22 protein-coding genes are annotated in these 22,839 nt (G+C 67.0%); 15 read left to right on the top strand and 7 right to left on the bottom strand.

Annotated features, from left to right (window positions below):
- Positions 1-19 precede the first annotated feature (19 nt).
- Positions 20-628 carry a GNAT family N-acetyltransferase gene (locus ASC63_RS05910; RefSeq protein ID WP_055810766.1) on the top strand — a complete coding sequence of 203 codons (609 nt, stop codon included), beginning with the start codon at positions 20-22 and terminating at the stop codon, positions 626-628.
- A gap of 94 nt (positions 629-722) precedes the next feature.
- Here ASC63_RS05910 and ASC63_RS05905 read toward each other — a convergent pair whose 3' ends face one another.
- Complete coding sequence (locus ASC63_RS05905; protein WP_055810764.1) at positions 723-1,787, bottom strand: septum formation family protein; 1,065 nt, start codon at positions 1,785-1,787, stop codon at positions 723-725.
- Positions 1,787-2,335 (bottom strand): orotate phosphoribosyltransferase, encoded by a 549-nt coding sequence (gene pyrE, locus ASC63_RS05900; protein WP_055810762.1) that lies wholly within the window; start codon positions 2,333-2,335, stop codon positions 1,787-1,789. Before pyrE ends, ASC63_RS05905 begins: the two co-directional genes overlap by 1 nt.
- Positions 2,336-2,539: 204 nt before the next feature.
- On the opposite strand from pyrE, the gene ASC63_RS05895 reads away from it, so the two are divergent.
- Complete coding sequence (locus tag ASC63_RS05895) at positions 2,540-3,376, top strand: exodeoxyribonuclease III (RefSeq protein WP_055810760.1); 837 nt, start codon at positions 2,540-2,542, stop codon at positions 3,374-3,376.
- On the opposite strand, the gene ASC63_RS05890 is transcribed toward ASC63_RS05895, so the two are convergent.
- Complete coding sequence (locus ASC63_RS05890) at positions 3,373-4,791, bottom strand: DHA2 family efflux MFS transporter permease subunit (protein ID WP_055810758.1); 1,419 nt, start codon at positions 4,789-4,791, stop codon at positions 3,373-3,375. The two genes, ASC63_RS05895 and ASC63_RS05890, sit on opposite strands and share 4 nt — an antisense overlap.
- Positions 4,792-4,885: 94 nt before the next feature.
- Between ASC63_RS05890 and ASC63_RS05885 the strand changes: the two genes are divergently transcribed.
- Positions 4,886-5,491, top strand: a complete 606-nt coding sequence (locus tag ASC63_RS05885) for a TetR/AcrR family transcriptional regulator (protein ID WP_055810757.1) — start codon at positions 4,886-4,888, stop codon at positions 5,489-5,491.
- 225 nt (positions 5,492-5,716) lie between these two features.
- On the top strand, positions 5,717-6,142 hold the full coding sequence (locus ASC63_RS05880; RefSeq protein WP_055810755.1) for a hypothetical protein: 426 nt from the start codon (positions 5,717-5,719) through the stop codon (positions 6,140-6,142).
- Between the two features lie 63 nt (positions 6,143-6,205).
- Here ASC63_RS05880 and ASC63_RS05875 read toward each other — a convergent pair whose 3' ends face one another.
- The gene (locus ASC63_RS05875) at positions 6,206-7,126 is read right to left on the bottom strand and encodes an AEC family transporter (protein ID WP_055810753.1); all 921 of its coding nucleotides are present in this window, start codon (positions 7,124-7,126) and stop codon (positions 6,206-6,208) included.
- A gap of 66 nt (positions 7,127-7,192) precedes the next feature.
- On the opposite strand from ASC63_RS05875, the gene ASC63_RS05870 reads away from it, so the two are divergent.
- From ASC63_RS05870 to ASC63_RS05845, 6 genes are all read left to right on the top strand, one after another.
- Complete coding sequence (locus tag ASC63_RS05870) at positions 7,193-8,008, top strand: alpha/beta fold hydrolase (RefSeq protein WP_055810751.1); 816 nt, start codon at positions 7,193-7,195, stop codon at positions 8,006-8,008.
- A gap of 151 nt (positions 8,009-8,159) precedes the next feature.
- Positions 8,160-9,089: an ABC transporter ATP-binding protein gene (locus tag ASC63_RS05865; protein ID WP_082487289.1), complete on the top strand. Its 930-nt coding sequence runs from the start codon at positions 8,160-8,162 to the stop codon at positions 9,087-9,089.
- Between the two features lie 75 nt (positions 9,090-9,164).
- Positions 9,165-10,202: an aliphatic sulfonate ABC transporter substrate-binding protein gene (locus ASC63_RS05860; RefSeq protein WP_055810749.1), complete on the top strand. Its 1,038-nt coding sequence runs from the start codon at positions 9,165-9,167 to the stop codon at positions 10,200-10,202.
- Between the two features lie 12 nt (positions 10,203-10,214).
- Positions 10,215-11,090, top strand: coding sequence for an ABC transporter permease (locus ASC63_RS05855; RefSeq protein WP_082487287.1), 876 nt, complete (start codon positions 10,215-10,217; stop codon positions 11,088-11,090).
- Positions 11,091-11,128: 38 nt separating this feature from the next.
- Positions 11,129-11,821, top strand: a complete 693-nt coding sequence (locus tag ASC63_RS05850; protein WP_157487591.1) for a TetR/AcrR family transcriptional regulator — start codon at positions 11,129-11,131, stop codon at positions 11,819-11,821.
- Positions 11,818-13,527 (top strand): MDR family MFS transporter, encoded by a 1,710-nt coding sequence (locus ASC63_RS05845; protein WP_082487284.1) that lies wholly within the window; start codon positions 11,818-11,820, stop codon positions 13,525-13,527. The genes ASC63_RS05850 and ASC63_RS05845 overlap by 4 nt, the downstream gene beginning before the upstream one ends.
- Here the strand turns inward: ASC63_RS05845 and ASC63_RS05840 are convergent.
- Positions 13,497-14,369 (bottom strand): SDR family NAD(P)-dependent oxidoreductase, encoded by an 873-nt coding sequence (locus ASC63_RS05840; protein ID WP_055810745.1) that lies wholly within the window; start codon positions 14,367-14,369, stop codon positions 13,497-13,499. The two genes, ASC63_RS05845 and ASC63_RS05840, sit on opposite strands and share 31 nt — an antisense overlap.
- Before the next feature lie 228 nt (positions 14,370-14,597).
- Here ASC63_RS05840 and acs point away from each other — a divergent pair, with 228 nt between their 5' ends.
- From acs to ASC63_RS05815, 5 genes are all read left to right on the top strand, one after another.
- A complete protein-coding gene (gene acs, locus ASC63_RS05835) occupies positions 14,598-16,622 on the top strand; it encodes an acetate--CoA ligase (RefSeq protein WP_055810743.1) in 2,025 nt (674 codons plus the stop codon).
- A gap of 303 nt (positions 16,623-16,925) precedes the next feature.
- Positions 16,926-18,368: a DUF6421 family protein gene (locus ASC63_RS05830; RefSeq protein ID WP_082487281.1), complete on the top strand. Its 1,443-nt coding sequence runs from the start codon at positions 16,926-16,928 to the stop codon at positions 18,366-18,368.
- The gene (locus ASC63_RS05825) at positions 18,361-19,026 is read left to right on the top strand and encodes an SDR family NAD(P)-dependent oxidoreductase (protein ID WP_055810741.1); all 666 of its coding nucleotides are present in this window, start codon (positions 18,361-18,363) and stop codon (positions 19,024-19,026) included. Before ASC63_RS05830 ends, ASC63_RS05825 begins: the two co-directional genes overlap by 8 nt.
- Before the next feature lie 142 nt (positions 19,027-19,168).
- Positions 19,169-20,488 (top strand): sensor histidine kinase, encoded by a 1,320-nt coding sequence (locus ASC63_RS05820; RefSeq protein WP_055810739.1) that lies wholly within the window; start codon positions 19,169-19,171, stop codon positions 20,486-20,488.
- Entirely contained in the window at positions 20,485-21,192 is a 708-nt protein-coding gene (locus ASC63_RS05815) for a response regulator (protein WP_055810736.1), read from the top strand. The genes ASC63_RS05820 and ASC63_RS05815 overlap by 4 nt, the downstream gene beginning before the upstream one ends.
- Before the next feature lie 104 nt (positions 21,193-21,296).
- Here the strand turns inward: ASC63_RS05815 and ASC63_RS16240 are convergent, their stop codons facing one another.
- Positions 21,297-21,509 (bottom strand): hypothetical protein, encoded by a 213-nt coding sequence (locus ASC63_RS16240; RefSeq protein WP_157487590.1) that lies wholly within the window; start codon positions 21,507-21,509, stop codon positions 21,297-21,299.
- Between the two features lie 78 nt (positions 21,510-21,587).
- Positions 21,588-22,721: a hypothetical protein gene (locus tag ASC63_RS05810; RefSeq protein WP_055810734.1), complete on the bottom strand. Its 1,134-nt coding sequence runs from the start codon at positions 22,719-22,721 to the stop codon at positions 21,588-21,590.
- Between the last annotated feature and the right edge of the window lie 118 nt (positions 22,722-22,839).

The raw sequence follows: 22,839 nt of genomic DNA, 5'->3' as shown, positions 1-22,839 counted from the left end.
GGCGCACTAAAGTCGAGGCATGGAATTCGCCGCGACTCCCCCGCTCGCCGGGACACTTGCCACGCTTGAGCAGCTCGCCGTCGACCACGTCGGCGGCCTGCAAGCCGCGGTGCGCGATGGCGAGCTGTGGAAGACGTGGTACACGAGTGTTCCCGAGCCGGATGCCGTCGCATCGGATGTGCAGCGTCGCCTGCAATTGCAGGCCGACGGGCGGCTGGCCCCATGGACGATCCGCCGCGCCGACACCGGTGCGATCTGTGGCGTGACCACCTTTCTCAACCTGGAGCCGGAGCACCGCCGCCTCGAGATCGGCTCCACCTGGCTGGCCGCGAGCGCCCAGGGAACAGGGGTGAACGCCGACGCGAAGCGACTGCTGCTCACGCACGCCTTCGAGAGCCTCAGATGTATCGCCGTCGAGTTTCGCACGCACTGGCACAATCAGCAGTCTCGAGCCGCGATAGCCCGGCTCGGTGCGAAGCAGGACGCCGTGCTGCGCAACCACCGCATCCTGCCCGACGGCTCACTGCGTGACACCGTCGTCTTCTCGATTCTCGACACAGAGTGGCCGGCCGTGCGACGCGGCCTCGAACACCGCATCGCCAACCACGCGCGCCCCGTCGCTGGTTGAGGAGCGAGGAACGAGCGTCTCGAAAGCCCGTCGCGCGGCCTTGGTTTCGAGACGAGGCCTCCTTCGTCGACCTCTCCTCAACCAGCGGTAGCCGTCAGCCCGTTGGGCCCTTGCCTGCGACGCTCGTCGTCAACGGCTTGGCCGAGGAGCGGCTGGCGAAGCAGAAGTACGAGTGGTCGCCGTCGGTCCATTGGGCTGCGGTCGCGGGATAGCTGCCCTGCAGTTGCAGGTCCGGGTAGGCGCCCGCAGCCTCGAGATTGACGATGCCGGGCTTGGTGCACAGAATGTTGATCTGCTTCGCTATGGCGTCCGCTCCCGGGTACGCGGCTTTCGGATCGGCGGACAGCAGGTTCGTGTAAACCATCTGGCCCGCATGCGGTGTGCGGCAGTCGACGACCGTGAACGTCTCGGCCCATGGCGTCGTATACGGCTGCAGGCATTCACCGCCGCCGAGGGTGCTCCACTCGTGCACGCCCGCACTCTGCGCGACCGTCGGCTTCGGCATCACGGTCGGCGTCGGTGTCGGGGTGGGGGTCAGAGTAGCCGAGTGCGTCGGCGTGGCGGTAGGCGTCGGGGTTGGTGCCGTCAGGATGGCAGGCAGGCGCGTGCCCAGGATGAACAGGCCGATCAGCGCCAGCACCGCCACGAGGGCAATGGCGACGCCGATCAGGGTGCGGGTGCCGCGCGATTGCGGTGTGGCGGCGGATGCGTGAGACGAGGCCGCCAGCGCGGCCGCGGCATCCGCTTGTCGTCGTTCGGCACGGGTGGCCGGCTGCTGCAGCACCGTCGTTTCTGCCGCGTCGGCGTCGGCCGTGTCGAGTATTTCGGTGGCCTCGTAGGTGGGCACGTGGAGGAGCTCGGTGCCGGGCCCTTCCGCGGGATCAGCGTCCGGGGTGGAGGCGTCGAGGTTCCACGCAAAGGCTACCGTCTCGGGCTCGCCCGCCTCGGGCTCGGTCTCGGATGCCTCCGGCTCCTCCTCGGGGTCCGGCGGCACCTCCGGAATCATTCCGGAGTCGGTGAGCGTCCAGCCCCCCGTCGAGGTGGGCAGGGACGGCGGGGAAAGAGGAGGCGGCGGCGCGGTGAAGTCAGACTGCTGCGCATCGGGCTCCTCGGGGAGCGGATGCGTGGCATCCGGCTCGTCATTGTGCCCGTCGGCCACTAGACCAGTCCCAGGTCCTCAAGCCCGATGGCGGCGAAGTACGGGTATCCGGCAGCCTCGATGACCTCGCGGGCGCCGGTGTTGCGGTCGACCACCACGGCGACGCCGGCGATCTCGGCGCCGACCTTCTTCAGCGCCTCGATCGCGGCCAGGGGCGAGCCGCCGGTGGTCGAGGTGTCTTCGAGCACAATCACGCGCTTGCCGGCGAGCTCGGGGCCCTCGACCTGCTTGCCTCGACCGTGATCCTTCGGCTCCTTGCGCACCACGAATGCATCGTATGAGAGACCCCGCGCCGCGCCCTGGTGCAGAACCGCCGCGGCGATCGGATCGGCCCCCATCGTCATGCCACCAACGGCAAACACGTCGGGCACCCCGGCGATGAGGTCGAGCATGACCTGCCCGATGAGCGGGGCCACGCGGTGGTCGAGGCTCACCTTGCGCAGGTCCACGTAGTACGTGGCCTTCTTGCCGCTGGTCAGCGTGAAGTCGCCGTGAAAGACCGCCTCGGCGGAGATGAAGTCGATGAGTTGCTGGCGCGTATCCGTCACGCCCCCAACTTTAGGGCACACCGTACGTTGGCCGGATGAGATTCCGTCGCGTTCTTTCCGCTGCCGCAGTGGGCCGCAAGCGGTCGCTCATTGCGCTGAGGGGCGAAGTTTGGCCCCTCAGATCGCGAATCGAGGGGCCAAAGTTCGCCCCTCACGGATGCGATCGCCCGCGCCGGCGTCGCACGAGTTCGGTAGCGTGGTGTCATGCGCGTCGCCACCTGGAATGTGAACTCCATCCGCACCCGTGTCGGTCGCGTCGTCGACTGGCTGGTGCGCGAAGACATCGACGTGCTGGGCATGCAGGAGATCAAGTGCAAGCCCGAGCAGTTTCCGGCCGAGGCGTTCGAAGAGGCCGGCTACGAGGTGCAGATCCACGGGCTGAACCAATGGAATGGCGTCGCCTTCGCCAGCCGCGTTCCTCTCACGGATGTCACGACCTCCTTCGAGGGAATGCCCGGCTTCCTGAAGGGCCAGGAGGGCCCGGATCAGCCGCTCGAGGCGCGTGCGATGGGCGTCACGGTAGAGGGCATCCGGTTATGGAGCCTGTATGTGCCCAATGGGCGCGCACTCGACGATGCGCACTACGCATACAAGCTCGACTGGCTGGCCGCGCTGGCCGCAGACACGCAGCGCTGGCTAGGCAATGACCCCGCGCTGCCCCTCGCGCTCATGGGCGATTGGAATGTGGCCCCCCTCGATTCGGATGTCGGCGATCCGACCTTCGTGCAGGGTGTCTCCACGCACATCTCGCCTGCCGAACGTGCCGCATTCGCCGCCTTCGAGACCGTGGGCCTCAGCGATGTGGTGCGCCCCCGCGTGCCCGAGGGCTTCACGTTCTGGGACTACAAGCAGCTGCGGTTTCCCCGCAACGAGGGCATGCGCATCGACTTCATCATGGGCTCGGATGCCTTCGCCGAGCTGGTGACGGATGCCTCCATCCACCGCAACGAGCGCAAGGGCGACGCCCCGAGCGACCACGTGCCCGTCGTCGTCGACCTCGCCGTCGACCCCGAAGACGACGACCGCCCGATGATCTTCTAGCGCCGTACCACCCCGTCGGAGACCCTCCCGGGCAGAGCGAACGAGAGCAGAACGCCGACCCCGGCGAATCCGACCGCCCACCAGAACGACTGCTGGAATGCGCTGGCGAGCTCGGCGCTCGAGGAGGCTCCGACGGCCGCACCCGCCAGGATCACGGTGAGAACCGCCGCGCCGAATGATCCACCTATCTGGCTGGCGATTCGCGTGAGGATGCTCGCATCCGGCACCTCGGCGCGTTCGAGGCCGCGAAAGCCGAGGGCCATCAGCGGAATCGTGACGATGCCCAGGCCGAGGCCGCGCACGAAGAGCGCCGCCATCAACCACCATTCGTTCGTGTGCACGCCGGCGAAGCCGAATGGCAGCGTGCCGAGCAGTACAAGGATGAAACCGGTCATGACCAGCCAGCGCGCGCCGATGCTGTCAGAGAGTCGGCCGGCCATCGAGCGACTCGCGAGAGTGCCGAGGCCCTGCGGGATGAGCAGCAGGCCCGCCTCGAGCACGGTCGTGCCGCGCAGCTGCTGAAAGTACAGGGGTATCAACAGCATCGCGCCGTACAGGGTGATGCCGCTGAGAAAGAGCAGCAGCGACGACGAGGCGAGCGGCCAGTGCCTCAGCAGGCCAAGATCGAGCAGTGCACGATCCTTGCGTCGCACCGCCCAGATCACGAACGCGGCGAGCAGCACCAGCCCCGCGATGAGCGGCGCGACAACGTCTCCCCGGCCGAATCCGCCCGTCTTGCTGGAGTTCGAGACGCCCCACAACACCCCGACGAGCGCGGGCGCCATCAACACGAAACCGGTGACGTCGAGCGGAACGCGGCGCACGGGCCCGTCCTTCGGCAGTACCAGGTAGGCGAGCACGAGGCCGGCGACGCAGAACGGCACATTCACCCAGAACATCCACGACCAGTGCAGATGCTGCAGGATGAGACCGCCGAGGAGCGGCCCCAGAATCGGCCCGAGCACTGCGGGCAGACTCACGACGGACATGATCCTGCCGAGGTTCTTACCGCCCGCCGCCTGCACGACGAGGGTCGACATGAGCGGCAGCATCAGGCCGCCTCCGACACCCTGCACGGCACGAAAGGCGATCAGGCTTGCCGCGCTCCACGCGAGGCTCGACAGGATGGATCCGAGAAGGAACAGCGCGAGGGCGAGCATCCACACTCGCTTGCCGCCCAGCACCCGCTGCGCCCAGCCCGCAATCGGAACCGTCACGGCCAGGGCGAGAAGATAGCCGGTTGTCACCCACTGGATGGTCGCGACGGATGCGTGCAGCTCGCTCGCCAGCGTGTGCAGTGCGACGGCGACGATGGTCGTGTCGAACAACACGGCCAGCCCTCCGATGAGCACGGCCCAGACGACTCGCCACACGGCGGGGTCGACCTTGGTCGGTTCGGTCTGCGTCGTAGACATCCGTCCTCCTGGATTTATTACCTACACCGTGTAGGTAATAAATAGTTTAGCTACACTCTGTAGGTAAAGTGCAAGCATCTAAACTTGACGAACCATGACCCCTCCGGATGCCGCACAGCAGCGCGTGCCGCAGCGCCGCCGCGGTGCCGCGCTCGAGACCGCGCTGCTCGACGCCGCTTGGGAGGAGTTCACCCAGAAGGGCTACGACCGCTTCACCATCGAGTCCGTCGCCGAGCGCGCACGCACGAGTCGCGATGTCATCTATCGACGCTGGCAGAACAAGGCCGAGCTGATCCACGCCGCCGCCGCTCGGGCAGGCTCACGGCAGCAGATACCCATCCCAAACACCGGTACCCTCCGTGGCGACCTCATTGAGATCCTGCACCAGGCGAACGTTCACCGGGCAGGAATCGGCGTGCAGATGATCCTGCAGCTGGGCGGCTACTACGCCGAGACCGGAACGGGAATTGCCGAGTTGCGCGACGCCTTCCTATCGGGTCGAGAGAGCGCCATGCGCGTGATCCTTGATCGCGCCGTGGCGCGCGGCGAGGTCGAAGCGGCCAAGCTCACTCCGCGAGTGGTCAGCGTGCCGTTTGACCTCTATCGGCAGGAGCTGCTGATGACGCTCAAGGCCGTGCCCGACGACGTCGCCGAGTCCATCGTCGACGAAGTCTTCCTCCCCCTCATCGCCACGCGCTGATCGATCTTCTACCCCCGTTTTGGGTAGACAGATGGGTATGTCGGCATAAAGGGGGACCGCTATGCTTGCGAAGTACAAACAGCTCGCGATGGTCGGATTACCCACCGGCCGCGGGGCTCAGCACCAGATGCGCCAGACCCGACTCGCGCGTCGCTCGGTCGCACCTCGTGCGACCGAGCGGTGACCCCTGCCGGACCTTCTCCACCCGAACGGAAGGAACCACCCGTGCTTAAGAATCTCAGCCCCGTCATCACCGTCGATCTCCTCCGCGTCCTGGAGTCGATTCAGCCTGGCCAGTCGCTGGCCATCGTCAGCGACGACAATCCGTACCGGTACCTCAACCTGCCGTCAGTGCAGGTCGCGGCCACCACTGTTGAACAAGCTGTCGAAGCCATCTTCAGTGCACTCCCGCTCGCGCACGACGGAGACGCTCCACTTCTGTCATGGTTTGCCGACACCACCGACGAAAACACGGAAGACATCGGGTACGCAATCAGGGGCCTGGCAAGTGACGCCGAATTGCGACCCATCGAAATGACGACCATCGTCGGCTCGCACGAGTTCGCGGCTGCGATGAGCAACACCGTCGCAACTCTCGCGTTTCACACGGCGACATCGCCCTGGGCCTTCCTTATTCGCGCGGGCGCCTGACCGGGTCGTTGCGCGCGAGCACGAAGAGTTGATGCGCGGTACCCCCCCCCCCCCCCCCGGATGCTACGCCAGCAGCGCCGCGATCACTATCAGCACGGGCACCGCGAGCACCGTCGTGAGGAGAACGCTGTCGCGCGCCAACACGAGACCCGTGTCGTAACGATTGGCGAAGTTATAGACGTTCTGCGCTGCCGGCAGCGCGGCCAGTGCAACCGCCGCGAACACGTGCTCGCCGCTCAGCCCGAACACAAAGTGCGCACACAGATACGCGACCACCGGCATCACGACCGACTTGAGCGCCGCCGCGAGCAGAATCTGCTTGCGCCCCGATCCAGCGCGCAGCGGGCGTGAGCCGTGCAGCGACATCCCGAACGCCATGAGCACGAGCGGCACCGCCGCGCCGCCCAGCAGCTCGAAGGGCTTGAACACCACGTCGGGCAGCGCCAGCCCGGTGGCCGCGACAATCACTCCGAGCACCGAGGCGATGATCATGGGGTTGCGCACCGGCTGGCTCAAAATCGATCCGATGGATGCGCGACCGCTGGTGGAGACATCCAGCACCGTCAGCGCCACCGGTGCGAACACCAGCAGCTGCAGCAGCAGCACGGGTGCCACAAACGAGGCGCTGCCCAGCACGTAGACCGAAACGGGCAGGCCGATGTTGTTGGCGTTGACGTATCCGGATGCGAGAGCGCCGATCGTCGCCTCGCTCACCTTGAGCCTGAAAACGAAGCGCGCCGCGAGCACGAACACCAGGCTGGCGACGACCGCGCTGATCAGCGCGATGGCCACGAAGGAGGAGAAGATGATGTGCAGATCGGCCTTGGCCAGCACGGTGAACAACAACGCCGGGTTGGTCACGAAGAAGGCAATGCGATTGAGAGTGCCCTGCGCCCCGGGGCCGCCGATTCCGATGCGACCGACCACGTAGCCCACCAGTATGACGAAGCCGATGATCGCGAACCCGACCAGCACTCCGCCCATTGCCCCAGCCTAGAGTGCATCGGCGCGCTCTGGCGCCCGAGCCTGTCGCATGCGTAGGCTCAGGGCATGCCCCACCTCGACGTGCCAGGCGCAACGCTGTATTACGAGACAGACGGCCACATCTCCAAGCCGGCGGTGCTGCTCATCCATGCGGGCATCGCCACGCTGCGCATGTGGGACAGTCTCATACCAGCACTGGCCGACGACCATTTCGTGGTGCGCTTCGATGCCCGCGGTTTCGGGCAGAGTCGCACGGAGAACGTGCCGTTCTCCGACCGGGCGGATGCTCTCGCCGTGCTCGACCACCTCGGCGTGGCCAGCGCGGTCGTGGTGGGTTGCTCGCGCGGCGGGCGCATCGCCATCGACCTCGCCGTGGATGCCGCGGATCGCGTGAACGCACTGGTCACCATCGGATCCGGCCCCGGCGGATTCCCCGACACCGAACTCACCGACGAGGAGGATGCCGCCTTCGACGCCCTCGACGACGCGTACGAGGCAAAGGACTGGCACCGTCTGGCACAGCTCGAGACGGAACTCTGGGCGTTCGGGCCGGCCCGCGACCGGCAGGGCATCGATGCCTCATTCGTCGTGGAGGCGTACTCGCTGAACCGCCCCAACGCGGGCCACGGCGCCGACGCCCCCGTCGTGGTCGCGCTGGAACCTCCCGCATACGACCGCGTCTGCGACATCGAGGTGCCTGCGCTCGTGACGGTCGGCGAGTTCGACCTGTCGGCGGTTCTGGCCCAGCAGGCGTACCTGGCGGCCGCGATTCCGGATGCCGACGGCTACATCTTCAGCGACACGGCGCACCTGCCCAGCGTGGAGCATCCGCAAGAGTTCGCCACGGTGCTCACCGACTGGCTGAAGCGCCACGACCTCTGACGGGCGATACCACCCCGCGACCCGCCTCGTGCGAACGTTACGTTTCGTTGCACGCGCGCGTGCGCTCGTCAGGGTGCCTGCGATAGCGTCGCACAGTCCGAGCCTGCGTGCTCACGCCCAATCAACCCTCGCAACACCCTGGAGTCTTTACATGTCGACGCCATCGCGTGCGCGTGCCACGATCGACCGCCCTGCGGTCGATCGTTCGGCATCCGCGGGCGAATCGGCCGCCAACACGGCCTTCGCGGTGGAGTTCTTAGGGCTCGGACGCACCTTCTTTCCTGAGAAGAACCGCGGCGCCTCCGCCGAGCCGAAGCGGGTTCTGCGGGACGTCTCTCTCACCGTCAACCCCGGCGAAGTGGTGGCGATTCTCGGCGCGAGCGGATGCGGCAAGTCCACGCTGTTGCGCATCGCCGGCGGCCTCGACGCGCCGACCACCGGATCGGTGAAGATCGACGGCACGCTCGTGGCCGGCATCGACTCACGCTGCGCTGTCGGTTTCCAGGAACCCCGCCTGCTGCCGTGGCGCAGCCTCGAGAACAATGTGTCGCTCGGGCTGCGGCCGGGAACCCCGCGCGAAGTCGGCGCGAGCCGCGTCGCCGAGCTGCTCGATCTCGTTGAACTGGGCGCATCCGCCTCACTGCGGCCCCGCGAGGTCTCGGGCGGCATGGCGCAGCGCGCCTCGCTGGCCCGCGCCCTCGCCCGCAACCCCGGCGTGCTGCTGCTCGACGAGCCGTTCGGCGCGCTGGATGCTCTCACCCGGCTGAAGATGCAGGACCTGCTTCTCGACATCCACGCCGCAGCGCCCACCACAGTGCTACTCGTCACGCACGATGTGGACGAGGCCCTGCAGCTGGCCGACCGCATCATTCTGCTCGGCCGACCGCAGAACGCCGACGAGGCAACGACCGGTGCAACGATTCTCGAGACCCTCACCGTGCCGGGCCACCGGCCGCGCGATCGCGGCTCGGCCGAACTCGCCGAGATGCGCGGCCGCCTGCTGGCCGGCCTCGGCATCGACCGGCACGGCGCCGCGCGCGGCATCGAGACCAGCACCACCATGCCGACCTTTCCCTATTGACCGCACCGGCAGCATCCGCAGTACAACGCAGCAGCACAGCAGCATTCACTCCCACACAGAAACCTTGAGGCATCCATGAAGAACAGACGCACACTGACCGCCGCGCTCATTGCCGCGGCCGCCGCCACCACACTGTTGTTGGGCGGATGCGTCGCCGGCGAGAATGCCAACGCCTCCGGTTCGAGCAGCGACGGCGTGACAAAGGGCGGCACGCTCAACATCGACTTCGCCACGTACAACCCACTGAGCCTGGTGATCAAGAAGAAGGGCTGGCTTGAGGCCGCCCTGAAGAAGCAGGACATCACGGTCAACTGGCTGCAGTCCGCTGGCTCCAACAAGGCCAATGAGGCGCTGCGCTCGGGCGCCGTCGACATCGGGTCGACCGCCGGCTCGGCCGCGCTGCTCGCGCGCGCCAACGGCTCCGAGATTCAGGTGATCGACATCTACTCGCAGCCCGAGTGGTCGGCCATCGTGGTGGCCCCCGGCTCGAAGATCACCTCGGTCGCGCAGCTCAAGGGCAAGCAGATCGCAGCCACGAAGGGCACCGACCCGTACTTCTTCCTGCTGCAGTCGCTCGAGGCCAACGGCCTCACCACGAAGGACGTCACCATTCAGAACCTGCAGCACGCCGATGGCTGGAGCGCGCTGCAGAACGGCTCCGTTCAGGCATGGAGCGGCCTCGACCCGATCATGGCCAACGCCGAGACGAGCGGCGCCAAGCTCATCTACCGCAACGTCGGCTTCAACACCTACGGCTTTCTGAACGCCAATGAGGCCTTCCTCAAGGCCAAGCCGGATGTCGCGCAGACGGTGGTCAACACCTACGAGTACGCACGCGCCTGGGCACTGAAGAACCCCGAGGAGACGGCCTCGATTCTCAGCGACGTCGCGGGCATCTCGCCGGAGGTCGCCACGAAGGTCATTGCTGAGCGCACCAACCTCGACGTGTCGCCCATTCCCGGCGACGCACAACTGAAGGTGCTCAAGACGGTCGGCCCGATCTTCGTCGCCTCCGGCGACGTGAAGTCGCAGAGCGACATCGATAAGGCCCTGAAGTCGCTGCTCAACCCCACCTTCGTGAAGAAGGCCGACCCGAGCGTCATCGGCAAGTAGGCATCCGCAGCAATGAGTTACACCAGTGAGGCGAACGCCGAGGCGGCCGTGACGGTTTCCACATTCGGCGCCTCGGCGGCGCCTCGCCGGGATCGTAACGGCGCCCCGTCGACAGCCGGGCGGCGTAAGCTCACCTCGCGGCGCTGGTTCCGCATCACGGGTGGGCTGCTGCTGCCGTTGGCAATACTTCTCACTTGGCAGCTGCTGGCCACCTCTGGCCAATACAGCAGCGCTCAGTTGCCGCCGCCGATAGCGGTGGTGGAGGCGGCGTTCGACCTGGCCGACCGCGGGCTGCTGGGCCTGTACATCGCCATCTCGGCCCAGCGCGTTCTCATCGGCTTCGCGATAGGCGCCGGCCTGGGCCTCGTCCTCGGCGCGATAGTGGGCCTCAGCAAATTCTGGGACATCTTCTTCGGTTCGACCCTCGGGGCAATCCGCGCCGTACCGTCGCTGGCCTGGGTGCCGCTGCTCATTCTGTGGATGAAGATCGGCGAAGACTCCAAGATCACCCTCATCGCCATCGGCGCCTTCTTTCCCGTCTACACGATGGTGGCGACCGCGCTGCGCCACGTGGATCGGCAGCTCGTCGAGGCCGGCCGCGCGTTCGGCCTGCGCGGGGTGAAGCTGTTCACCACCATCCAGCTGCCGGCCGTGCTGCCCTCGGTCATCTCGGGGCTGCGGCTCGCACTCGCCCAGGCGTGGCTGTTCCTCGTGGCCGCCGAGCTGATCGCATCCTCGATGGGGCTCGGCTTCCTGCTCAGCGACTCGTCGAACAACGGCCGAACGGATCGCCTCTTTTTGGCGATAGTGCTGCTGGCCATCTTCGGCAAGCTCACGGATGCGATCCTGAGCCTCTTCGAGAAGTGGGCGGTTCGAAAGTGGACATAGGACCCTAACCCCGACAGCAGCGTTGCACTCCTGCAAGAGTGCGTGAACGCAATTCTTCATTTGCGCAATTCTGCAGGTTGTGCAATTATATTCGAGTGAATGAATTGCAGCCCGTCGGTCTTCGCGACCGCAAACGACAGGAGACCCGCTCCCGTCTGGAGCACGCCGCCGTCGACATCGTGCTGCGCGACGGACTGGAACACCTCACGGTCGATGCCATGAGCGAGCTCGCCGACGTTTCGCCCCGCACCTTCTTCAACTATTTCGAAAGCAAAGAAGATGCGATCCTCGGGCTGCACGACCCCGAGATCACCGACGAAACCGTCACGCAACATCTGTCCGGCACCGCCGGCTCTGACCTCATCGAATCGCTGATGGGGCTGCTCTTCAGCGTGCTCGGCTCCTCGATCGGCGACACCGATCTGCACCACTCGCGCATGACGATCCTGCAGCAGCACCCGCAACTGCTGAGGCGCCACATGGCCCAGATGAACCGGATGCTGGAACAGCTCACCGCCACCACGCAGACCTTGATGGCACGCGACCCCCGCTTCGCAGATGTCGATGCCTCACGTACGGCGCCGATGGCGCAGGTCGTGCTGATGGTGTGCGGCGGCAGCATCCGCGCCGCCGTCAAGGAGTGGGCCGAAGCCGACGGCAAAGCCCCCATAGAAGAACTTGAACAGCGAGCGATCACGCTCGTACGAGAAGTAACAGAAAGACTCCGATGACTCAAACACTCACTCCGGCTTCCACGGAAGCCACCCCCACGAACAAGCGCAGCATCCTGCTCGTCTTTGCCGGCTTGATGGTCACAATGCTGTTGGCATCGCTCGACCAGACCATCTTCAGCACCGCGCTGCCGACGATCGTCGGCGAGCTCAACGGTGTCAACGAGATGACCTGGGTGATCACGGTCTACATTCTGGCCTCCACGATCATGCTGCCCATCTACGGCAAGATCGGCGACCTGATCGGCCGCAAGGGCATCTTCATCGGCGCGATCAGTGTCTTCATCCTCGGCTCGATCATCGGCGGCTGGGCCGGCGACATGACCTGGCTCATCATCGGGCGCGCCGTGCAGGGCATCGGTGGCGGTGGCCTCATGATTCTCTCCCAGGCGATCATCGCCGATGTCGTTCCCGCTCGTGAGCGTGGAAAGTACATGGGCATCATGGGTGGCGTCTTCGCCCTCTCTTCGGTGGCCGGCCCGCTGCTCGGCGGCTGGTTCACCGACGGCATCGGCTGGCGCTGGGGCCTGTGGATGAACATTCCGCTGGGCATCCTGGCCATCGCATCCGCCGCTTTCTTCCTGCGCCTGCCCGCGACCACCAAGCGCAAGACGCGCATCGACGGCTGGGGAATGGCCCTCATCGCCCTCGCCTCGGCCGGGCTCGTGTTCGTCAGCACCTGGGGTGGTACGACGTACGACTGGGATTCGCCCACGATCATCCTGTTGATCGTCGGCACGGTGGTCGCCGGTGTGCTCTTCGTGCTGCGTGAGCGTCGCGCATCCGAGCCGATCATGCCGCTGCACCTGTTCAAGAAACTCAACTTCAACCTGACCACCGTCGCCGGCCTCATCATCGGCATCGCGATGTTCGGTGCGCTGGCTTACCTGCCGACCTACCTGCAGATGGTCACCGGCGCCAACGCCACCCAGGCTGGGTTCCTGATGATCCCGATGATGGCTGCCCTGCTCATCTCCTCCATCGGCTCCGGCCAGATCGTGAGCAAGACGGGCCGCTACAAGTGGGCGCCGATCCTCGGCACCGCCATCGTGGCCGTCGCGCTGTTCCTCCTTTCCACGATGACCGCCGGCATGCCCATCTGGGTCATCTGCGCCTACCTGGCCATCATGGGTCTCGGGCTCGGGCTGTCGATGCAGATCCTGGTGCTCATCGTGCAGAACAGCTTCCCGATCGCGCAGGTCGGTACGGCAACCGCCTCGAACAACTACTTCCGTCAGATCGGTGCCTCCCTGGGCAGCGCGATCGTCGGAAGCCTGTTCGCCTCCCGCCTGGCCACGCTTCTGACCGAGCGGATGCCCGCTGGCGCCGGTGGGCAGAGCGGCTCGAGCAACTCGTTCACACCGCAGATCGTGGCCAAGCTGCCCAGCGCCGTCAAGGACATCATCATCGGCGCATACAACGACGCGCTCACCCCGGTGTTCCTCTACATGGTTCCGCTGATTCTCGTGGCACTGATCCTGCTCTGCTTCATCAAGGAAGAGCCGCTCGCCACGACCATCGAGCGCGACGTTCTGCCGGAGAGCCTGGACATCGATGGTGGCAACCACGTGCACCTCGACACGGCAGGGCTTGAGCTCGTGGATGCGGTGGGCGCGCCGGTGGACGCTTCCGCGGGGCCAGGAACCGAACCCGGCGAATCGTCGCGGGGCGACAGTCAGCGGCCGGTGAACTCGTCCATCGAGTGATAGATGCCGAAGACGCGGTCGGCCACGGCATCCCACGCTCGGGTGGGCAAGGCGCCGCGCACGGCTCTCGCGAGGTTCACCGTCCACGGCAGGGCGAGGGTCGGTGTGCCGGCGAGCATGGCTTTCCAGACCCGGCCGACCACGTACTCGGGGGTGAGCACCGGCGTGAGCAGCGGCCCGCGCGCGCCGGCGAACAGGCCCGTCGAAATGTAGCTCGGCATCACCGTGGTGACCTTCACGTGCCCGAAGCCCTGTTGCACGAGCTCGAGGCGCAGTGACTCGCTCCAGCCGATGAGCGCCCACTTCGACGCCGCGTACACGCTCATGCGCGGATTCGCGACGGTACCGGCGGCTGAGGCGATGGTGACGATGCGGGCCGCGCGCGGCATCCGGTTGCTGGCCGGTGCGACGCCGTCGGTGCCGGTGCCGCCGTCGATCATGCCGGGCAGGAATTCGCGGGCGATGTACATGGGAGCCAGGGCGTTGACCTGCATGGTGGGGCGGGTGTCGGCGCCGTTGTCGTGCTCCCAGAAGAATTTGCCGCGCACGATGCCGGCGTTGTTGATGAGCACGTCGGGGCCGCCGACCTCCTGGCGCACCTTCTGCGCGGTCTGCGCGATGGCGCCGAGTTCGCCGATATCGACCGTGTACGGGTGGACGCTCGTGCCCGGGTGCGCAGCAGCCCGCAGCGATTTCGCGGCGGCGGCGAGAGCACGCCCGTTGATGTCCCAGAGAATCACGGCCTTCGCGCGCTCGGCGACAGCGCGTTCGGCGAAGAGCAGGCCCATGCCGCTGGCCGCTCCCGTGATGAGCACCGTGGCGCCCGCAACCGTTCTCGTCATCCGTCCATCATCGCAATTTTTCGCTGGGCACTTCACCAGTGAAGCCTCACCGCCGCGCACAATTCAGGCCGGACGCGAGGACACGCCGCGCGCCCATGCTGGGTGACCGGTGCGCCGTACATGCAGCCTGAATTGTGCAGGCGGCCCGGAGCTGTCACGGGAGGAGGCAGCGTATTACGCCCGGTTTCCCCACGCGACCAGGCGAGCGGATGCCACGGGTTACCGTGAATGGTGCCCACAGCCCCCAGCCAGCCCACCATTCAGAACCTGCTGAGCGAGACGCGCCGCTACCCCGCTCCCGCCGACTTCGCCGCCCAGGCCAATGTGGATGCGACGTGGTGGGATCGCGCGGCGGCAGACCCCGTCGCGTTCTGGGAGGAACAGGCCGGCCGGCTGGACTGGGCCGAACCATGGCAAACCGCGCACACGTGGCGTCCGGCTTCGACTTCCGACACCGGCGAGCTCTCCATCCCGAAGGCCGAATGGTTTGCCGGGGGGAAGCTGAACGTGGCGGTGAACTGCGTGGACCGGCACGTGGCATCCGGAAACGGCGACAGGGTCGCGTTTCACTTCGAGGGCGAGCCGGGCGACAGGCGCAGCATCAGCTACGCCGAGCTGCAGCGCGAAGTGTCCAAGGCCGCGAACGCGCTCACCGCGCTCGGCATCGAACAGGGCGACCGCGTGGTCGTCTACCTGCCCGTAATAGTCGAGACCATCGTTATCACGCTGGCCATCGCGCGCATCGGCGCCGTTCATTCGCTGGTCTTCGGCGGCTTCTCGGCCGAGGCGCTGCGCTTTCGCGTCGAAGACACGGGCGCCAAACTGCTCGTCACGAGCGATGGTCAGTACCGGCGCGGCACGGCCGTCGCCGTCAAGGAGGCGGCGGATGCTGCTGTGGCCGGCGTTGACAGCATCGAGCACGTGCTCGTGGTGCGGCGAACGGGCGAGGCGACGCCCGACATTCCGTGGACGGACGGGCGCGACGTGTGGTGGCACGAAAGCGTGGGCGTCGCATCCGAGATTCACGAACCCGAATTCTTCGACGCCGAGACGCCGCTGTTCATCATGTACACCTCGGGCACGACGGGCAAGCCGAAGGGTCTCGTACACACGAGCGGCGGGTATCTCACGCACGCCTCATGGAGCCACTGGGCGGTCTTCGACGCCAAGCCCGAGACCGACGTGTACTGGTGCACGGCCGATCTCGCCTGGGTGACAGCGCACACGTATGTGCTTTACGGTCCGCTGTCGAACGGGGTGACGAGTGTCATCTACGAGGGCACGCCGAACACGCCGCACACCGCCCGGCACTTCGAGATCATCGAGCGCTACGGGGTGACGACGTATTACACGGCGCCGACGCTGATCCGCACCTTCATGACGTGGTTTGCGGATGGCGTTCCCGCCTCGTACGACCTGTCCAGCATCCGCCTGCTCGGTACGGTTGGAGAGGCGATCAACCCCGAAGCCTGGGTGTGGTTTTACGAGAACATCGGCGGCGGCCGGGCGCCCATTGTCGACACGTGGTGGCAGTCGGAGACCGGGGCCGCGGTGATGGCGCCGCTGCCTGGGGTCTCGACGCTCAAGCCGGGGTCGGCGCTGCGGGCGCTGCCGGGGCTGCGCACGCTCGTGGTCGACGATGACGGCGTTCAGGTGCCGCGCGGATCGGGCGGCTACCTCGTGATAGACGGCACGTATCCGGGCATGGCACGCACCGTCTGGGGCAACCCCGAACGGTATCGCGACTCCTACTGGGCGCGCTTTGCCACGCAGGGGTACTACTTCTCGGGCGACGGCGCGAAATACGACGACGACGGGGACATCTGGCTGCTGGGCCGCGTCGACGATGTGATCAACGTGTCGGGGCACCGCCTGTCGACGATCGAAATCGAGTCGGCGCTCGTCGCGCGTGCGGCCGTGGGCGAGGCGGGCGTGGTGCGGGTGGCGGATGCGACGACCGGCGAAGCCATCGCGGCGTTCGTGATCCCGTCGGGCGTCGGCGGCACGGATGCCGACGCATCCGCTGCTCTCGTAGCTGAACTGCGTGCCCACGTGACCCGCGTGATAGGGCCCATCGCGAAGCCGCGCGACATCTATCTCGTGCCGGATGTGCCGAAGACTCGCTCGGGCAAGATCATGCGTCGGCTGCTCGAGGACATCGCCGCGGGCCGCCCGCTCGGCGACACGAGTTCGCTGCAGGATGCGACGGTACCGGCCCGCATCGCCGAGATCGTCGCCGCGAACGCTGATTGAGGAGGCGCGCGAAGCCGCCGTCTCGAAATCCCACACGAAGACCGGGCGGCGGGGTTTCGAGACGCTCGTTCCTCGCTCCTCAACCAGCGAAGAGGTTCAGCAGGTTGAGGAGAGGTCGAGGAACGAGGCCTCGTCTCGAAACCCGAGGTCGCCTCACGGCGAAGTCGTGCGCGGGGTGCGCGGGGTGCGCAACAGATCTACGAAAGTAACAAGAAAACGCTTCTGATGCGCGCATACGCTGGAGTGAGAGCAAGAATTCGCAGCGCCGCAGTCGCGGCCGACCGAAGCGACGGGAGGTTCACCATGTCCAGTCTCAATGTCACCAGCGTGACGAGCGATGCCATCGTTGGAGAGCCCGAGGTCGTCGAAGACGCTCTGACCCCGGATGCCGCCCGGCGGCTCGAGCACATCGCATCCGACCCGGCCTGGCTGGCCCTCAAAGCCGCCGCGACCGCGCTGCAGACGCTGCAGACCAAGGACGGCTCGATTCCCGAGGCCGCGACGGAGGCCGCTACCGGCGACGCCGCCGGCGAGCACGTCGATGCGATAGTCGCCGCGATCCGCGATCTCGCCCCGCTGTTCCCGCACGACGCCGATTACCTTGACGCGGTCGTCGCCGACTTCACGCGCTGGGCCGACGGCGGATTCGGCGTGCCCGACTTTCTCGACGCCCTCGTCGCCTTCCAGCCGCAGCAGCACCGTGAGAATGGTCTGCGGCACCTGGTCGTGTTCCCGATGTACACCCAGAACGGCTCGACCGACCGGCTCGTGGAGGCGGTGCTGATCGAGGTGCTCTGGCCCGAGTTCGTGAGCGAGCTGGAGGCCGGCGACTACGGCAACAAACTGTATGTGCCCATCCGTTTCGTCGATTTCACCGCCGGATACGACACCCACGCGGCCGTGCTGTTCCCCGAATCGGTGGCCATGCGCGAGATCCCCACGTTTACGTGGGGTGCGATCTTCGCCGACCGCGAGGCCGCACGGTTTCGGCGGGTGGTGCGCGCAGCATCCGAAATCACGAGGCTCGATCTGCCGGCGGACGCGGCGCGATTGCTCGACGACCAGGCGCTCACGGAGCAGACGTTCGTGATGTGGGATCTCATCCACGATCGCACGCACATGCGTGGCGACCTGCCGTTCGACCCGTTCATGATCAAGCAGCGCATGCCGTATTTTCTATACTCGCTCGAGGAGCTGCGCTGCGACCTGACGGCGTTTCGTGAGTCTGTGAAGATCGAACGCGACGAGGATGCCTCGCCCGCGGCCCGCGAGCACGCGAAACTCGTGCAGTATGCGGTGATCTTCGACCGCATCTTCCGCTTCGCCATCACGGGCAGCCGGGTGCGCAACTACGACGGACTCGGCGGCCAGCTGTTGTTCGCGTGGATGCACCAGCACGGCGTGCTGCACTGGACCGACACGAAGCTCACGATCGACTGGGCGCAGGTGACCTCGGTGGTCATCGCGCTCAGCGACGAGATCAACGAGCTGTACTGGCGTTCCATCGACCGGCCGAAGAAGGCGCACTGGCTGGCTGCGTACGAGCTGGTCTCGGCGACACTGACACCGAATCCGGCGAGCGCGTGGGCACGGGGGTTGAGCGACGAGGTTCTCGCCGGCCTGCCCAAGGGCTACACTGACGCCGTGCTCGACGACGAATTCCCCCTCTCGATGTTCTACGAGGCGCTCGCCAAGAAGATGGGCGACGTGATCGAGTCGACCGCGGGTATCACCGCCGATGCCTGAGCCGACACCCGCTGCAGGCCGCATCGTGCTGATCGCGGGGGCGACGGGCGCGTCAGGGCGGGCCGCGGCATCCGCTCTGCTCGGGGCTGGCGCGCGCGTCGTCACCGTCGGCTCCAATCGCGGGCGACTCGATGCGCTGGCGCGCGACCTTCCAGGAACGGTTCCGCTTCTCTGCGATCTCACGGATGCCGCTGCCGTCGCCGCACTCGCCACCCACGTTCACGAGACGGTAGGCCCCCTCGACGGTCTCATCCATCTCGTGGGCGGCTGGCGCGGCGGGGGCGGCCTCGCGGGGCAGTCCGACGATGACTGGGAGTTTCTCGAGCAGTCGCTCACCGCCCTGCGCCTGACCAGCCGCGCGTTCTACGACGATCTGGTGGCGTCACCGGCCGGGCGGCTGGCGATGGTCTCGTCAGTCTCGGTGGAGCATCCGACCGCCGGTGGGGCGAATTACGCCGCCCTCAAGGCGGCGGCCGAGACGTGGACACGCGCCGTCGCGCAGGGCTTCGCCAAGGCCGGCGACACCGCAGCCGCGACGATCTTCGTGGTGCGCTCGCTCGAGGGTCTCGAAGGCGAGCTCGCCGCGCGGGTCGTCGGGCTGTGGGATGCGCCCGCCGCCGAGCTCAACGCGGCGCGGGTGCCGCTCTCCGCTGGTTGAGGAGAGGTCGAGGAACGAGGCCTCGTCTCGAAACCAGAGCCGCCGCAGGTTTCGAGACGCTCGTCCCTCGCTCCTCAACCAGCGTCTCGGCGTCCGCCAGCCGACGGATGCCGCGGCCCACCGCGCTCTGTAGCGTTGAGGGATGCACGCCACAGCATCCGCCGCCGCCTTCGAGGCCTGGGCGCGGCCCACGCCCGACCGCCGCGGCTACCGCAACGACGCGATTCTCGCCGTGGTTTTTGCACTCGGCGCCGCGCTGAGCCTCTCGCTGTATGCCCGCGCCGGCTTCTATCCGCACCCCGCGCCCGTGTGGGTCGACGTGCTCTGGGTCGCGTTCATCGCGCTGCCGCTCGCCGCGCGTCGACGCTGGCCGTGCACCGTCGCCCTCGTGGTCACGGCAACCTTCGTGGTGGGCCAGCAGCTCAGCGTTCCCGAGATGCTCGTCGGCAACATCACCACCTTCTTCGCCTTCTATACGGTCGGCGCCTGGCACAGCAATCGCGCCCGTGCCGCCGCGGTGCGCGGTCTCATCATCGTGTCGATGTTCATCTGGCTGTTCGGCTCGCTCTGGCTGCAGGTCGGCGACCCCACCGCCGTTCCGAATGTCTCCCGCGCAGGTCTCGTGTCGCCCTATCTGGCCATCGGCCTGATTCAGATTTTCACCAATGTGCTGTACTTCGGCGCCGCCTACTACTTCGGCGACTCGTCCTATCGCACGGCGCGCAACACCGCAGCGCTCGAGACCCGCACCCGCGAACTCGCCGCCGAGCGCGAGCGCACAGCCGCGCAGGCCATCGCGCTCGAGCGCCTGCGCATTGCCCGCGAGCTGCACGACGTGGTAGCCCACCACGTGTCGCTCATGGGAGTGCAGGCCGGCGCCGCCCGCCGCGTGCTCGAGCGCGACCCGGCGACCGCGACGCGTTCACTCGAGGCCATCGAGTCGAGCGCGCGCACGGCCGTCGACGAACTGCACCGGCTGCTGACCGCGCTGCGCTCCGATGAGATGGATGCCGCCGGCCGACTCCCCGAGACGGCCAGCGCCAGCAGCACCCGCAGCCTCGCCCAGCTCGACGAGCTCGTCGACCGCGCAAACGAGGCAGGCCTGACCACAACCCTTCAGCGCGTCGGAACGCCGCGGCCCGTACCGGCGACCATCGGCCTCAGCGCCTACCGCATCGTTCAGGAGGCGCTGACGAACACGCGCAAACACGCCGGTGCCGCCGCGAGCGCGACGGTGCGCATCCGGTATCTGGCGGGTGCGCTTGAGCTCGAAGTGACCGACACGGGCGGCGGCTCCCGGCGAAATGCCGGCAGCGGGCTCGGACACATCGGCATGCGCGAGCGTGTTGCAGCGGTCGGCGGCCAGATCGAGATCGGCCCCAAGCCGCGCGGTGGCTTTCGCGTTCGCGCGCGGTTCGAATTGACCGCCTCCGCCTCCGCGTCGCTGGAGCCCGCATCATGAGCAACGACCCCACCCCGCTGCGCGTGCTCGTCGTCGACGACCACGATCTGGTGCGCGCCGGGTTCCGGGTGATCCTCGAGTCGGAGGACGGCATCCGCGTGGTGGGTGAAGCAGCGACCGGGCGTGAGGCGATCGCACGTGCGCGCGAGCTGCGGCCCGACGTGATCTGCATGGACGTGCAGATGCCCGACATGGACGGCCTTGAGGCGACGGCGCAACTCACCGCCGACCCCACGATCGACGCCGCGGTCATCATTCTCACGACCTTCGATCGAGAGGACTACCTCTTCCAGGCGCTGCGCGCGGGGGCCGGCGGATTTCTGCTGAAGAACTCTCCGCCCGAGCGGCTCATCGAGGCCGTACGCACGGTCGCCCGCGGCGACGCGCTGCTCTCGCCCGAGGCGACCCGGCGCGTGGTGGAGCGGTTCGCTGCCGACACCGGCGCGGCCACGTCGATTCCGGATGCGACGACCGATTCGAGCAAGCCCTCCGCCACCTCATCGTTGACGACTCGCGAGGCCGAGGTGCTCACGCTGCTCGCCGAGGGGCTCTCCAACACCGAGATCGCCGGACGGCTATACCTGGGCGAGGCCACGGTGAAGACCCACGTCTCGAAGATTCTCATGAAGCTCGCGCTGCGCGACCGCATCCAGGCCGTGATCTACGCCTACGAACACGGCATAGCGGTGCCCCGAACCCGCTGAGGGGCGAACTTTGGCCCCATTTTTCGCGAAATCAGGGGCCAAAGCTTGCCCCTCAGCGAAGTATGCGAGACGCGTGACACACAGGCGGGGCAGGGCCCAAGCCGCTAAGCGAAGAAGCGGCGAATGGATGCGCGCATCCGCGCCCAGAGACCGCGGCGCGGGGGCTGCGGCTGCAGCTGACGCGGGTCGACGTCGAGAACGACCCTGTCGCATCCGCTGCACTTGAGCAGGGAGGAGTGCACGGCGAGACCCGCTCCCTGGAACGGATTGCGGGTCGCCTCGGCGGGCGCGCCGCAATATGGGCAGGTAATCTGCACGGTTCACCCCCTGTGATCCACTCCCCACCCTAGAGAACTCCGCGCGATCCCGCGCGATCTCTCGTGACGAAGCCGGGCCTACGGGTATCCCAGAAACCAGAGCAGCACTATCGCGACAGGTTGCAGCGCGATAGCTGCGCCCAGCAGAACGCCACGCCGCAGCCGCGTGCGCGACAGCGCGGGGTCGCCGAGCAGCGGAGCGAGCGGCATCAGCAGCCGGAACAGGCTCTGCTGCGGCAGAAACACGGCCACAAGGTAGAGGCCATAGCTTGCGCCGAAGCCCACAATGTCTTCGCCAACGCGTCGCAGGGAGCGTCGCGAGAGCCACCACGCGAAGCCCGCTATCACGGCAATCACCAGCACAATGCCCGCGACCCCCAGATATCGTCCGGCCATGATGAACCACGGTGTGAGCGGCACGAAACTCACCCGGCCCACGAATCCGGTCCACCAGGACAGCTCCGTCTCCAGATATGCGCCGGGGTGGCCCGTGACCGCCGAGGCGATGACGGGCCACGCCAACCCTGCCGCCGCTATCACCGCCCCGGCCACGATGATCGCGCTCGCCTTGCGCCAACCCACCGTCTCCCGGCGCAGCAGCCTCACGAGCAGCTGGATGCCGAGAGCGAGCGCCAGCGCCAGCGCGCCCGGGCGCGTGAACGCCGCGAGCACACCGAACGGAATCATGAGCAGATACCGCTGCGTGACCATCGCCCACAGCGCACAGAACAGCAGGAACAGGAAGAGGCTCTCGGCATATGCCACCTGCAGCATGAACGATAGCGGGCCGAAGCAGAAGAAGATCACCGCCCAGAGCGCGGGCCGGTCTGCGACGCGACGCACCAGCAGCTTGTAGAGCACCACTGCCGCAGCCGCCCCGAACACCGTAGCAACGATGACGCCGGCCGTGTAGAACTCCAGGCCGGTCACGGCCATCACCCCGCGGGACAGCCAGGGGAACACCGGCAGAAACGCCCAGGCGTTGGGCTCGACGTGACCAGCGGCATCCGTCGGCAGCTGCAGCGGATAGCCCTCGAGCGCGATGCGCTTGTAGAACGAGCTGTCCCACGACCCCGAGAAGGTGAAGAACGTGGCATGCGCACGGTGGCTCGCGAAGCTCCAGCCCTGCCCGCTCGCCACAAGAAACAGGGTCGCCATGAACGCCGTCGTCACCGCGCGCGACGCGAGGTAGATCGTCAACACCCTGGCCATTTTTCACATCCTGCCACAGCGGGTCCCCTCCCTCGCACGGCGGAGAGGCGCGGATGCCCGCAACCCGCCGCGCGGGGGATGCCACGACACCAGTGCCACCTCTAGCGTTGAAGCAGAG

The sequence above is a fragment of the Leifsonia sp. Root112D2 genome, assembly GCF_001424905.1.
In the GTDB taxonomy this organism is placed as follows: domain Bacteria; phylum Actinomycetota; class Actinomycetes; order Actinomycetales; family Microbacteriaceae; genus Root112D2.
The sequence above is the reverse complement of the archived record's forward strand: the minus strand, read 5'-3'. Positions and strand labels throughout refer to the sequence as shown.